Source organism: Haloterrigena salifodinae, from assembly GCF_003977755.1.
Lineage (GTDB): Archaea > Halobacteriota > Halobacteria > Halobacteriales > Natrialbaceae > Haloterrigena > Haloterrigena salifodinae.
The window spans coordinates 744504-756621 of record NZ_RQWN01000001.1 but is presented as its reverse complement, the minus strand read 5'-3'; the positions used below and the strand labels follow the sequence as shown (position 1 = coordinate 756621).

Sequence of the window (12118 nt, the reverse complement as noted above, 5' to 3'; positions counted from 1 at the left end):
TTCCGCCGATCCCGATCGCCGCGGACGGCGAAAGCCACTCCCTCGGTCCGAATCAGACGGAGTTCGTCGACGACGAAGACGCGGTGCTACCGGGGTTCGACCGATTGCTACCTCGAGCGAGGGCTGGACGCATCCCCGACTCGAGGCGTCTCGAAGCGACTCACAGAACTCGAGCCGATCGAAGCCGGTCTGATCGCCGAACCGAGTTGGACCGACGGCGCGATCAGGACTCTTCGGCCTCTTCTAGGTCCTCGAGGTCCTCCGCGTCCTCGCGGGGGGCGTTCTGCTTGCCGAGGTCGTCGTCGCCCTCGTCGACCTGGTCCGGGTCCTGATCGACGCGTTCCATCTCGTCCTCAATTTCGGCCTCTCGTTCCGCCTCGTACTCGTTTGCGCGGTCGGAATCGTCTTCGGCCATGACAGTCGGAGTTCGCGCTCGAGCGGTTTGGTCGCCGGGCCGTCGAGTGCAACGTCATGGGGTATCAACGAACCGAACAGTCGGAGGACGCGAAAGACAGATAAAAGGCGCCGCGCTGTGAACGAATAGATATGGACGTTCCGTACGACCTGACCTCGTACGTTCGGGTGTTGAAGATGGCGACGACACCCACGACTGAGGAATTCCTCCAGGTATCGAAGATCGCTGGCGCAGGTGTCCTACTGATCGGGCTGATGGGCTTCATCATCGGTGGGATCATGCTGTTCCTGACCGGCGGTGGTTTCTGATGGGTATCTACGCCGTCAAGACCACGGCCAGTCAGGAGCGCACCGTCGCTGACATGATCATCAACCGCGAAGAGCCGGAGATCCACGCCGCGCTCGCGCCTGACTCGCTGACCTCCTACGTGATGGTCGAAGCCGAGGGAAACGCGGCCCTGAACCGCGTCCTCGAGGACATCCCGCACGCGCGCAGTATCGTCCCCGGCACCTCCGACATCTCGGAGGTCGAGCACTTCCTCTCGCCGAAGCCGGACGTCGAGGGGATCGCCGAGGGCGACATCGTCGAACTCATCGCCGGTCCGTTCAAGGGCGAGAAGGCACAGGTCCAGCGCATCGACGAAGGCAAGGATCAGGTTACGGTCGAACTGTACGAGGCCACGGTTCCGATTCCGGTTACGGTTCGGGGCGACCAGATTCGCGTGCTCGATAGCGACGAGCGCTAAGGCGCTCATCAAGCAGTCAGCGCGGTGAAGCCGCGCTGAATACTCCGACGGTCGGTAGGTCGCCGCCGACCGCGACCGATCGCCGCGTCGCTCCACCGTTCACGCTCGCGACGAACGGTTTCTCCGCGGTTTCACGTCCTCGCCCACCGGTGCGTCCGACCGTTGGCGTCGCGGACACCAGATGCAGCCTCCGTCGTCGCTCGAGCACCCTCCGTCTCTGACGGCCCGGCTATTTACTACACAGTATATATACGAAAATAAATATTATACGTGCGTTCGTGAAACGATCTTCCGTTCGCATCACAGTGCGAACGATCGACGATGCCATCGAAGGGACACTCGAATTCGACGGCGAAGAACAGCGCACCGACGAGCGACGGTTCGGTCTCGCGGCGACGGCTCCTCGGGACCGCGGCGACGACTATCGTCGCAGGTGCCGGGGTGAGCGTCGCGTCGGGATCGGTCGCGGCCGACACCGACGGAATCGCGGAGCTCGACTTTCGAGACGGCGTTCCGGCCGTCACCGATGCACCGCAAGACGAGGCGGAGATCGTGTTCAAGATCCACGGCTACACGAGCTCGTCGGCCAGCGTCGAGCGGGCCGCGACGTTCCGGGACACGGCGAGGGCCGTCGGCTACGACGAGCTCGTCGCGGCGGTCACCTGGGACGACGGCGGCCTGCCGACGACGGCGATCCAGAGCGCGAGGGACACCGGCGACCTGTTCGCCGCCTGGCTGGCCGACTACGTCGACGCGAATCCGTCGACGACGATCCGGATCCTCGGCCACTCCATGGGCGGGATCGTCCAGATGGAAACGCTCGCGGCTATCGACGGCGAGTTCACGGTCGCGACGGCCGACGGCATCGGTTCGTACGAGGCGTCCAACGCGCCCTGCGAGGACAGCGACTTCTTCGACGCAATCCAGACCTCGGCCGAAGCGGTCCACAACTACTACTCGACGAACGACGCTGTCGCCAGGCTGGGGAGCGGCCCGGCGGACTGCGGCGGCTGGTTCGGCGACGGCACCACGCCGGACAACTACGCCGACGTCGACGTGAGCGATTCGGTCTCGGACCACTCCGCCTACAGGGAGGCAACCGGCTGCGTGGCGGCGATCGTCGACAACTACTGACGGCGAGCCGGCCGGATACCGCTATTTCGATATCTCCGAACTGCCCGGAGGAGACGAGCTTCGGAAGCGACGAGACGGTGCTCGGCGGAGAAAAGGCGAAAATCCCGTCGGTACGGTCGTCTACCGTTTCAGCTCCGTGGCGATTGCCTGCATGTCCGCGACCGATTCGATCTCCTCGAGCAACTCTTCGCGCTCGCGGACCGCCTCGGAACTCGCGCCGTAGGCGCGGACGTACTCGGCCCGGCTGTGTTCGGTGAAGGCGTGTCGAATCGCGAGGTAGCCGTCGGGGACGACGGTGCCACAGACCTTACACTCCCGCCGTTCATGTTCCGTCGCCTGATGGACGACGGTCGCCTCGACGTCCTCGAACACCGCACCGCAGCCGTCGATTCCGCATTCCCAGGGCATTCACTATCACTGATGTATCGAGCAGCCGGCCTAATGATCCTTTCGCAGCCACCGCCTCGAGTCGCGACTCGAGTCGTGTACCGTCCGACAGGGATTCACCGCTGGCCGCCGACGATCGGCTATGCCCGCGACGAACCGCTCGCAGCTGTGCTCGTTCGACGCCGACCGCGTTCGGCAGGTCGTCCAGAACACGGTTTCCGGGCCCCTCTACGCGTTCTGCGAGTACGATACGGAGTCGTTTCGCCCGCTGTACATCGCCGACGAGACAATCGCGATGTACGAGAGCAAGGACGCGATGCTCGAGCACTTCGAACGGATCCACACGAACGTCCACATGGACTTCATGCAGATCGAACTCTTCCGCAACACGCTGTTTCCGGACGCCGACCGCGTCGAGTACATCGCAACGGCGATGGACTTCCTGAAGATCCTCCGCGTCTACGTCGGCGACGACGGCCTGTTCATCTCGGTCGAACCCGACGAACCGGTCGAGCCGATCGTCGACGCGATCAAGGAGACCGTCGCGTGGCCGGAAAATCAGAATTCATAACTCTCCCGTCTCGAAAGAGGATGACGTGAGCGAGCGAGCGCCAGCGGAGACGCGAATCGACTGTCACGTGAAGGTGCTCGACGACCGGGTCGTCGAGCGAGCCATCGACGCCGGGCTCGACGCGATCGTGTACGCGCCCCACTTCACGCGGGTTCCCGAGATCCGTCGCGAGGCGGCCACGTACTCCACCGACCGGCTCCACGTCATCCCCGGTCGCGAGGTGTTCACTGGATCGTGGCACGAGCGCAAACACGTGCTGGCGATCGGTCTCGAGGAGCCGGTACCGGACTTCATCCCGCTCGAGACGGCGATGGACGAGTTCGAGCGCCAAGACGCCGCCGTGCTGGCGCCCCACCCCGAGTTCGCGACCGTGGGCCTGACCGAGGCGGACCTGCGACGGTACCGGGATCTCGTCGACGCCGTCGAAATCTTCAATCCGAAGCACTTCCCGTCGAACAATCGGCGCGCCCGAGAGCTCTCCGAAACGCTCGATATCGCGCCGTTTGCGTCGTCGTACGCACACCTCACGGGATCGGTCGGCGTCGCCTACACCACGTTCGACGCGGCAATCGATTCCGAGGCCGATCTCGTCGACGCGCTCGAGGGCGACGTCTCGAGGCGGGTCGTCTACCGGAATGGCGGTCGGCGGTGGAAAACGATGGCCGCCGAACTCGCCCATCTCGGGTACGAGAACACCTGGGAGAAGGTCGACCGACTCTTCCTCTCTGGGACGGAGCCGACCCATCCCCGCCACATCGCCTACGACGGTCGGTTCGACGACGTCTCCGTCTACTGAGCGGCCGAGCGCGGACCGCCGACCGCGGATATTGTGGCGTGGTAGCATTCTCACGCCGAACCACTACGCCGCTGGACGGGGTTTTCTCCGACGACCGTGGGAGAGACAGTCAAGGTCATCCAGCTGCCCGGAAACTCGACCGAGTCGTGGGAAGACGCAGCACAGAACGCCCTCGACGACGCCGACGAGACCCTCGAGAACATCAGCGGGATCGAGATCGAATCGCAGACCGCGGAGGTCGAGGACGGGACGATCGAGCGGTACCGGACGACCCTCGACGTGGCCTTCGTCCCTGAGGGACGATAGGAGCGACTCAGTTGGACCCAGCCAGGAGAGCGGGACCGAGTGGAACCGGATCGAAATCCGAGGTGGCTCGAGACCCGGCGCAGTCGGACTATCCGTCTTCGTTCGGGTCGTCACCGTTCCCCCCGATTTTCGAGAGCGTTCGCGCGACGCGGTCCCAGTGACTGCCTCGCCAGAAGTGTTGGCCGCAGTCCCGACAGCGCCAGACGGCGGTCTCGGCGGGGTCGGGCGCGTACTCGGGCGTCGTCGCCGCCGATTCGACACGCTCGAGGTGACCGTTACAGCGCCCGCAGAACCGCGGTTCGGCAGCGAGCGTCAGGTCGACTCCCGCGACGGCGAGCTCCGACAACTGCTCCTCCACGTCGCGGGACTCGAGCAGGATCGAATCGTCGGCGCGGGCCGCGAGGGCGACGTCCCGCGTGACCAGGATTCGGTCTTCGTCTCGAGCGAGCGCGAGCAGCGCGTCGTCGGCCTCGAGTCCGCGGTCGCCGGCGTAGACGGTGTCGTGGTCGCACATCCGGAGGTAGGCGTCGAGGCCGCCGCACATGACGTCGAGGAGTAGTTGCATCGTGGTCGTGGTATCGGAAGAAGCGCAGCGAGCCGCCAAGCGGTCAGTGCAGGAACTCGCGCAGCTCCTCGAGTTCCCAGGTGTTGATCACGTCCTCGGGCTCGGCCCAGCCGCGCCGGGCGGTGTGGACGCCCCAGCGCATGTACTCGAGCGTCGACGGTTGGTGGGCGTCGGTGTTGACGGCGATCGGGGCGCCCTCCTCGAGGGCTGCCTGAACGGCGCTGCCCCAGAGGTCGAGCCGGCGCGGGTTCGCGTTGACCTCGAGGGCGGTCCCGTGTTCGGCCGCGGCCGCGCCGAGCGCGGCGGCGTCGAACTCCAGTCCCGAGCGCTCGTTGAGCAGGCGACCGCTGGGATGGCCGAGGACGTCGATCGCCGGGTTCTCGGCGGCGCGGACGAGCCGCTCGGTTGCCGTCTCCGCGTCCTGGCTGAGCGCGCTGTGGGTCGAGGCGACGATCACGTCCAGCGCCTCGATCACCTCCTCGGTGAGACCGATCTCGCCGTCGGCGTCGACATTAGCTTCGATGCCGGCGAGGACCTCGACGTCAGCGGCAGCGGCGACCTCGCGGATCGCCTCGACCTGTTCTAAGATTTCGGTGTCCGAGAGGCCCATCCCGCCGACGATGCCGGGGCCTTCGGCGTGGTCGGCGACGCCATAGTAGTCGTAGCCCAGCTCCGCGGCGGCGTCGACCATCGCCTCGATCGGGGTGTTCCCGTCGGACCACTCGGTGTGGGTGTGGAGGTCGCCGCGGATATCGTCGCGCTCGAGCAAATCCGGCAGGTCGCCGTTCTCGGCGGCAGCGATCTCGCCGCGATCCTCGCGGAGTTCCGGCGGGATCCACGGCAGGCCGAGGGCCTCGTACATCCCCTCCTCGGTCTCGCCGGCGACGCGCTCGCCGACGCGCTGCCCCGCTTCGTGGTCCTCGACGTCCGAGACGTCGAAGGCGCCGTACTCGTTCAATTTCATCCCGCGGTCGATCGCGTAGTTGCGAAGCGTGACGTTATGGTCCTTGCTCCCGGTGAAGTACTGCAGCGCGGAGCCGAACTCCTCGGGGACGACCACGCGCAGATCGACCCGGATTTCGCCGACCCGGACGCTGGCCTTCTCCGGGCCGGACTCGATCTCGCTGTCGACCGAGTCCCAGTCAACGAACGCCTCGATTACGGCCTCGCCGTCCTCGGTCGCGACGAGGGCGTCCACGTCGCCGATCGTCTCGCGCCAGCGCCGGATCGAGCCGGCGACCTCGCAGCGCTCGACCGCCTCGAGTCCCTCGAGAAAGTCAAGGACGTCGTCGGCGAGGGGCCGGGCCTCGCCCAGCAACTGCCGTTGGCCGACCTCCCGCGCGAAGTCGATGTTCTCGCGGATGTTCTGCTCGGTCTTCGGGCCGAACCCCTTGACCTCCTGAATTTCGTTGTTCTCGGCGGCTTCCTCGAGATCGTCCAGCGTCTCAATCCCCAGTTCGCGGTAGAGTTTGCCCGCGGTCTTGGGGCCGACGCCCTCGATCCGTGTGATGTCGGCGATGTCGATCGGCAGTTCCGCGCGGAGCTCCTCGAGTTCCTCGATCTCGCCGGTTTCGACGTACTCGATGACCTTCGAGGCGATGGCGTCGCCGACGCCGTCGATCTCCTCCAAGATTTCTTCGTCGCCGTCCTCGACGCGGTCGGCGATCGGGACGGGATGGGCGCCGATGTTCTCGGCCGCGCGCCGGTACGCGCGGGGCTTGTACTCGACGTCGTTGGCCTCGAGCAGGTCGGCGAACTCCTCGAACCGGCCGGCGATTTCGGCGTTGGTCGCCATCTACCGACCCCTCCGGGAGGCGCCTCCCTCGTCCTCTCCGAGCGCCTTCTTCAGGAACGACATCCAGCGCTTGCGATCCTGGGCCTTCTGGGCTTGCTGTTCGCGCTCGAGATCCGTCGGGCCGAGGCTCTCGAGGGCGTTCAACGCGCGGTCGATGCCGATGATGCTCCCCGCGAGCTCCTCGCCCTCCTCGCGGGAGATGTCGCCCTCCTCAATGGCCTCGAGGCGCTCGAGGCGTTCCCGCCGCAAGTTCCGTTTGGCCTGCTCGACGCGGTCGCGCTCGCCCGAGGGAATCGTCTCGCGGCGCTTGATCTCGAAGACGAAGGTTCGGAGGTCGATCTCCTCGCCTTGTACCGTGATCGTCTCCGGAATGTCCGCGCCGACGGTCGCCCCCTCGCGCTCGACGCGCTCGAGCAACTGCTTGCGCTCGTACTCTTGCACGCTTCGATATGGGGGTTCCGGGAGCAAAAATGTACAGTCCGACGCCGGAGCGATCGGCAGCGTCGATCGGTGGCCGGTAGCCGGTAGTCGACCGCCGAAGGAGAGCTAACGCGCCACTGCGGCGTCGCATCACTGACCGTAACGGTTCGTACGACCAGACTACCAGACGGGAATTACTGATCAGCGAATCGAAACCCGAGCATACGGCGGCGAATCACCGCGCCTGCTGCCGGCGTGCGGTGCGAGGAACGAACCCCAAATCCCTTAGCGGTGCCACACATACCCCCGGTCAATGGCCAAGTGCGACGTGTGTGGGAAAGACGAAAGCATGCCCTACAACTGTCGGCACTGCGGGGGAACCTTCTGTGCCGACCACCGGCTGCCGGAGAACCACGACTGCACCGGGCTCCAGGACTGGAACGACCCGCAGGGAGTCTTCGACAGCGGGTTCGACGAATCCGTCAACGGCGGTGGGGGGACCTCGAAAGCCTCGAGTCTCGCTGACAAGATCCCGATAAATACGGGTGCCGGCGGACCGTTAGCCTACTTCCGCGGGAACATGACCTACACGTTCCTCGCGCTGATCTGGCTCACGTTCCTCGCTCAGTTGGTCGTGGAGCTGTTCGGGAGCCGCTCCCTCTACGAATCGCTGTTCCTGCTGACGTCGTGGAACGTCGAATACGTCTGGACGTGGGTCACGTCTATCTTCTCCCACAGCACGAACAATTTGATGCACATCGTCGGAAATAGCATCGTGATATTCTTCTTCGGCCCGCTGGTCGAGCGCTACGTCGGGTCGCGGGATTTTGCGATCCTGTTCGTCGTCAGCGGCGTCCTCGCCGGACTCAGTCAAGTCGCTATTTCAGTCTTTCAGGGGTATCCGACCGCCGTCCTCGGAGCCAGCGGCGCGGCACTCGCTATCCTGGGCGTCTTGACCGTCCTTAACCCGGACCTCAAGGTCTACCTGTACTTCATCCTTCCAGTTCCGATTTGGCTCCTCACGGCCGGCTACGCCCTCATCAGCATCACCTTCCTCTCCGGCGTGATCGGCGGCGGCGGCGGGATTGCACACGGCGCTCACCTCGTCGGCCTCGTGATCGGCCTCGCCTACGGCCAGTACATCAAGCAAAACCGGAACGTTAGCGCACCGAACCGCCTCGAGTTCGGGGGCGGTGGCGGTCCCGGCGGCCCCGGCGGTCGCCGTCGGTTCTAACCGCTCGCCAACCGTCTCGCGTCGTGCAACCCGGACACTGATTTTCGCCCGCTGCCAACGTCCGCGTATCGATGCCAACGGTCCGCCCTGACCTCGTTCCCGACGCCTCGCTCGAGCGCGACGACATGGAAGCCATGCAGCGTGAAATCGCCGACGCCGCGGCGTTCGAGGACGACTTCGACTTCGATCCCGCGACGCTCGGCGATCCGCTCGCGGCGGCCTCGAGCGGCGCGGACCCGCCCACCGTCGTCGGCGTCGACCAGTCGTTTCTCACGAACGAGGCGGGCGATCAGGACCGGGCGCTTTCCGCCGTCGTCGCCATGCGCGGCGGCGAGGTGATCGAACGCGTCCATGCGGTGACGCCCCTCGAGATCCCCTACATTCCGGGACTGCTCTCCTTCCGCGAGGGACAGCCGATCCTCGCAGCGCTCGAGGAACTCTCGGTCGAACCCGATCTGTTCCTCTTCGACGGCAGCGGCCGCATCCACTTCCGGCAGGCGGGCATCGCGACCCACATGGGCGTCGTCCGCGATGTGCCGAGCATCGGCGTCGCGAAGAGCCTGCTCTGTGGCTCCCCGACGGAAGACACCGAGAACCGCTCCGAAGGGACCCGGATACCGATCGAGGCGAACTCGAGGGTCGACGCGCCCGACGGCACGCTGCTGGGCTACGCGGTCCAGACGCGCCAGTACGACTCGCCGAACCGGTACATCAACCCCCTGTACGTCAGCCCCGGCCACCGCGTCGGTCCCGAAACGGCGGCCGACGCTGCGCTCGCGCTCGCCTCGTCGTACAAACTCCCCGAACCCGTCCGCCTCGCCGACAACTACGCGGACGAGGCGAAGCGGAACCTCGACGAGGGCACCTGACGGGAAAGGGCGGGTCCGGGCCGTCGATTCGCGTCGCTACGCCGTCGGCAGGAGCCGCCGAATCCGTCGCCGAATCGGTCCGCCGACGGTTTCGCCGTCGCGGGCGAGGATCACGGTTCGATCGGTTCGACGCGCCACCGTCCGCGCGATCGACCCGACGAGGCGACGGTGAATCGCTCCCTGGCGCGTCGCGCCGAAGACGAGTACGTCGTGGTCGTCTGCGACCTCGAGCAGTCGTTCGGCGACATCGTCGCCCTCGTCGACCAGCGACTCCGTCCGAACGCTCGGGCCCGGTGCCGCCTCGAGGGACGCCGCCGCGTCCGCGAGGAACTCGTGCGCCGTAGCCGAGTCGGTGTCGGGATCGACGACCGACCGGAGGACCACGGTCGCGTCGTTGCGCGCGGCGATCGCTTTCGCCACGCCGACTGCCGGACCGACGTGCGGACCGCCCGCGACCGGGACCAAGATCGAGTCGACGCCGTCGGCCTCAGTGCCGATACGCTCGACGTAGAGGTCGCACGGGGCCCGCTCGAGGAGGCGATCGACCGTCGTCCCGAGGACGGCGTTCGTGCGACGCGTCTGATCCTCCCAGCCGACGACGAGCGCTCGCGGATCGGTCCGTTCGACCGCCGTGAGGATACCGTCCGCGACGGATCGGCTGACGACCAGTTCGCCGGAAACCGCGACGTCGTCGGGTGCGACGTCGACCGCGCGATCGACGATGTCCCGACTGCGTCCCGAGTACCGTTCGATGATCGCCTCGTCCGAGTAGACGGAGAAGGGCGAGTCGCGGGACTTGACGACGATCGAGACGATCCGGACCGCGCTACCGCTCGCTCGAGCGAGGTCGCCGGCCGTTCGGACTAACTGGGTGGCGTGCTCGGGATTCGCGACCGCGACCAGTATCGGGTGTTCCGCCGTCGCGCCGGTCATGTGTGCTACATCACGCCACGGGAGTGAATAGTTCTCGGTCCGATTCCGTGACAGTCAGCGCTCGGAACGAATTCGAGGTTTTCGTCTCGATCGAACAGTACGATCTGCGCGACAAACCGTCGCTACTTAGGTATCGGCTCTCGAACCTGTCGCGTATGGCCACCGCTGAGGACGTCGAGGGAACCGACGAGGACGGGCCGGAAGGCACCGTCGTCGAGGAGGATCGCGAGACGGCACGGGACGGCGGCGAACCCGTCGGCGACGAGGACGACCGCTACACCCGCAAGAAGTCCGTCCTGATCACCGGCTGTTCGTCCGGCATCGGACGCGCCACCGCGGCCGCGTTCCTGCGCGAGGACTGGCAAGTGTTCGCGACCGCGCGCGATCCCGAAGACATCGCGGATCTCGAGGACGCGGGCTGTACGACCTTCGCGTTGGATGTCACCGATCCCGACCAGGTCGCGCGGGCGGTCGAGCGGGTTGTCGACGTCGCCGGCGCGATCGACTGTCTGGTCAACAACGCGGGCTACGCCCAGATGGGGCCGATAGAAGACGTCGCGACGTCGGATCTTCACCGCCAGTTCGACGTCAATGTCTACGGCCCCCACCGGCTCGCCCGAGCCGTCCTCCCCCACATGCGCGCCCAGGGCGCCGGCCGAATTATCAACGTCTCGAGCGTCGTCGGCCGGGTCTCGTTCCCCGGTTCGGGCGCCTACTCGGGGTCGAAACACGCCCTCGAGGCGATGAGCGACTCCCTGCGCGCGGAGGTCGAGGAGTTCGGCATCGACGTCACCGTGATCGAGCCCGGTCCGGTCAACACGAACTTCAGCGACCGCGTCGACGAGGAACTGCCCGAATCGGAGCGGACGCCCGCCTACGAGTCGCTGTATGAGATCTATGGCGAGATGCAACTGATCGGCGGCGGGAACGGCGGCCCCTTCGCCTCCAGCCCCGAAGACGTCGCCGCGGCGATCCTCGAGTCCGCTACGACACCCGAACCGCCCGCGCGGTATCCGGTCGGGCCGCTGGCCCAGTACGGCGTCTACGCGCGATTCCTGCCGGACCCGCTGCGCGATGCGGGCTACAAGCTCCTCCGAAAACTGGTTTGAAACGCTCAGTACTCGAGTTCAGTTGTGTGGCGTCCGTGCGATCGATGGATTCCTTCAACCGTCGATAAACGGCGAAAGCGTTGCTCTTCCGCTACAACTGAACAACTGCGCTTTTGCGGACGGGGATGCATCTGCCGGATGGCGACACAACCCCACTCGGAGTGACAAACTGAGTTACCGGTGTCACATTACCTGAATAACTATCCGAGACATACTCAGTAGCTATCCGACGGGGAGCTACAATTCTAACCCGCTCCACGCGGGTATCCCCGTGCTCCAGCGCGGGAAGGGTGTCAGCAGAAGACTTATACAGTCTTTCTGATCACAAGCTAGTATGGTTCGGTATCCTGATGGTAGCTGTTCTGACTGTGGGGAGCGGAAGTTTACTCAGATTGACGGCTCTACTCGGTGCCCAAACTGTGAACAACTCCGGCGTATGGAGGGCGGCAGGATCTAGAGAACATCGAGTCGTCGGAGCGCAGGTAGGGTGCCGTGGACTAACCGCTCCCGCGGTAGTCACACGTTGTAGCGCTCGCGACAGTCGTCACAGATCAGCCTCTTAAACCGCTTCCGTTCCCCGCAGGCGTGGCAGAGCCGCCGCCATTCGAAGACCAGGTCGATCTCCCTAATCGCGTCGGTCGTGGCCGTGTCCCCCACTTGAGTATCGCCTCGTGCGGGACCATCACGTCACCAGTGTTAAATGATATTATCGCTAACAATTCTCGAAACTGCGCCGTTCAATTTGTCGGTAAATGTGTTGACATTCGAACGATATCGACGAAACAGACCGGTCAACCGAATATGTGCGTGCGAGTCAGGAAGAATCGAAGTACCGGGTG

General features: G+C 65.4%; 16 protein-coding genes. 9 read left to right on the top strand and 7 right to left on the bottom strand.

The genetic code is table 11. From position 1 onward, the window contains the following. Nucleotides 1-223 precede the first annotated feature (223 nt). Entirely contained in the window at nt 224-415 is a 192-nt protein-coding gene (locus EH209_RS03885; RefSeq protein WP_008894452.1) for a hypothetical protein, read from the bottom strand. A gap of 131 nt (nt 416-546) precedes the next feature. Here EH209_RS03885 and EH209_RS03880 point away from each other — a divergent pair, with 131 nt between their 5' ends. The 3 genes from EH209_RS03880 (at nt 547) to EH209_RS03870 (ending at nt 2294) form a co-directional block, all read left to right on the top strand. Further along, on the top strand, nt 547-723 hold the full coding sequence (locus EH209_RS03880; protein ID WP_008894453.1) for a protein translocase SEC61 complex subunit gamma: 177 nt from the start codon (nt 547-549) through the stop codon (nt 721-723). Then, nucleotides 723-1160, top strand: a complete 438-nt coding sequence (locus EH209_RS03875; protein ID WP_126661626.1) for a transcription elongation factor Spt5 — start codon at nt 723-725, stop codon at nt 1158-1160. The genes EH209_RS03880 and EH209_RS03875 overlap by 1 nt, the downstream gene beginning before the upstream one ends. Before the next feature lie 321 nt (nt 1161-1481). Next, on the top strand, nt 1482-2294 hold the full coding sequence (locus EH209_RS03870) for an alpha/beta hydrolase (protein WP_126661625.1): 813 nt from the start codon (nt 1482-1484) through the stop codon (nt 2292-2294). A gap of 120 nt (nt 2295-2414) precedes the next feature. Here the strand turns inward: EH209_RS03870 and EH209_RS03865 are convergent, their stop codons facing one another. Then, nucleotides 2415-2702, bottom strand: a complete 288-nt coding sequence (locus tag EH209_RS03865) for a DUF7565 family protein (RefSeq protein ID WP_126661624.1) — start codon at nt 2700-2702, stop codon at nt 2415-2417. 121 nt (nt 2703-2823) lie between these two features. Between EH209_RS03865 and EH209_RS03860 the strand changes: the two genes are divergently transcribed. The 3 genes from EH209_RS03860 to EH209_RS03850 all read left to right on the top strand — a co-directional run bounded on the left by EH209_RS03860 (nt 2824) and on the right by EH209_RS03850 (nt 4354). Next, nucleotides 2824-3252, top strand: coding sequence for a hypothetical protein (locus EH209_RS03860; RefSeq protein ID WP_126661623.1), 429 nt, complete (start codon nt 2824-2826; stop codon nt 3250-3252). 25 nt (nt 3253-3277) lie between these two features. After that, nucleotides 3278-4048 (top strand): PHP-associated domain-containing protein, encoded by a 771-nt coding sequence (locus EH209_RS03855; RefSeq protein WP_126661622.1) that lies wholly within the window; start codon nt 3278-3280, stop codon nt 4046-4048. A 96-nt stretch (nt 4049-4144) separates the two neighbouring features. Further along, on the top strand, nt 4145-4354 hold the full coding sequence (locus EH209_RS03850; RefSeq protein ID WP_126661621.1) for a dodecin family protein: 210 nt from the start codon (nt 4145-4147) through the stop codon (nt 4352-4354). Between the two features lie 88 nt (nt 4355-4442). Here the strand turns inward: EH209_RS03850 and EH209_RS03845 are convergent, their stop codons facing one another. From EH209_RS03845 to EH209_RS03835, 3 genes are read right to left on the bottom strand one after another with little or no spacing between them, the layout of a single operon-like run. Then, the gene (locus tag EH209_RS03845) at nt 4443-4919 is read right to left on the bottom strand and encodes a Mut7-C RNAse domain-containing protein (RefSeq protein ID WP_126661620.1); all 477 of its coding nucleotides are present in this window, start codon (nt 4917-4919) and stop codon (nt 4443-4445) included. Between the two features lie 43 nt (nt 4920-4962). Beyond that, nucleotides 4963-6714, bottom strand: coding sequence for a DNA polymerase/3'-5' exonuclease PolX (polX, locus tag EH209_RS03840; RefSeq protein WP_126661619.1), 1752 nt, complete (start codon nt 6712-6714; stop codon nt 4963-4965). After that, entirely contained in the window at nt 6715-7155 is a 441-nt protein-coding gene (locus EH209_RS03835) for a DUF5788 family protein (protein WP_126661618.1), read from the bottom strand. It lies immediately after the preceding gene. Nucleotides 7156-7447: 292 nt separating this feature from the next. Here EH209_RS03835 and EH209_RS03830 point away from each other — a divergent pair, with 292 nt between their 5' ends. Further along, nucleotides 7448-8368 (top strand): rhomboid family intramembrane serine protease, encoded by a 921-nt coding sequence (locus tag EH209_RS03830; protein WP_126661617.1) that lies wholly within the window; start codon nt 7448-7450, stop codon nt 8366-8368. Nucleotides 8369-8439: 71 nt separating this feature from the next. Beyond that, nucleotides 8440-9237, top strand: coding sequence for an endonuclease V (locus tag EH209_RS03825; RefSeq protein ID WP_126661616.1), 798 nt, complete (start codon nt 8440-8442; stop codon nt 9235-9237). Between the two features lie 36 nt (nt 9238-9273). Here the strand turns inward: EH209_RS03825 and EH209_RS03820 are convergent, their stop codons facing one another. Continuing rightward, on the bottom strand, nt 9274-10170 hold the full coding sequence (locus EH209_RS03820; protein ID WP_211338316.1) for a universal stress protein: 897 nt from the start codon (nt 10168-10170) through the stop codon (nt 9274-9276). Nucleotides 10171-10325: 155 nt separating this feature from the next. On the opposite strand from EH209_RS03820, the gene EH209_RS03815 reads away from it, so the two are divergent. After that, on the top strand, nt 10326-11279 hold the full coding sequence (locus EH209_RS03815) for an SDR family oxidoreductase (RefSeq protein ID WP_126661615.1): 954 nt from the start codon (nt 10326-10328) through the stop codon (nt 11277-11279). A gap of 516 nt (nt 11280-11795) precedes the next feature. Here the strand turns inward: EH209_RS03815 and EH209_RS23870 are convergent. Next, nucleotides 11796-11936, bottom strand: coding sequence for a hypothetical protein (locus EH209_RS23870; protein WP_164721991.1), 141 nt, complete (start codon nt 11934-11936; stop codon nt 11796-11798). Nucleotides 11937-12118: the final 182 nt, after the last annotated feature.

Bases quoted from the DNA above. Each gene is read 5' to 3' on its own strand.
- EH209_RS03885 (WP_008894452.1), bottom strand. From the start codon at position 415: ATGGCCGAAGACGATTCCGACCGCGCAAACGAGTACGAGGCGGAACGA.
- EH209_RS03880 (WP_008894453.1), top strand. From the start codon at position 547: ATGGACGTTCCGTACGACCTGACCTCGTACGTTCGGGTGTTGAAGATG.
- EH209_RS03875 (WP_126661626.1), top strand. From the start codon at position 723: ATGGGTATCTACGCCGTCAAGACCACGGCCAGTCAGGAGCGCACCGTC.
- EH209_RS03870 (WP_126661625.1), top strand. From the start codon at position 1,482: ATGCCATCGAAGGGACACTCGAATTCGACGGCGAAGAACAGCGCACCG.
- EH209_RS03865 (WP_126661624.1), bottom strand. From the start codon at position 2,702: ATGCCCTGGGAATGCGGAATCGACGGCTGCGGTGCGGTGTTCGAGGAC.
- EH209_RS03860 (WP_126661623.1), top strand. From the start codon at position 2,824: ATGCCCGCGACGAACCGCTCGCAGCTGTGCTCGTTCGACGCCGACCGC.
- EH209_RS03845 (WP_126661620.1), bottom strand. From the start codon at position 4,919: ATGCAACTACTCCTCGACGTCATGTGCGGCGGCCTCGACGCCTACCTC.
- polX (WP_126661619.1), bottom strand. From the start codon at position 6,714: ATGGCGACCAACGCCGAAATCGCCGGCCGGTTCGAGGAGTTCGCCGAC.
- EH209_RS03830 (WP_126661617.1), top strand. From the start codon at position 7,448: ATGGCCAAGTGCGACGTGTGTGGGAAAGACGAAAGCATGCCCTACAAC.
- EH209_RS03825 (WP_126661616.1), top strand. From the start codon at position 8,440: ATGCCAACGGTCCGCCCTGACCTCGTTCCCGACGCCTCGCTCGAGCGC.
- EH209_RS03820 (WP_211338316.1), bottom strand. From the start codon at position 10,170: ATGACCGGCGCGACGGCGGAACACCCGATACTGGTCGCGGTCGCGAAT.
- EH209_RS03815 (WP_126661615.1), top strand. From the start codon at position 10,326: ATGGCCACCGCTGAGGACGTCGAGGGAACCGACGAGGACGGGCCGGAA.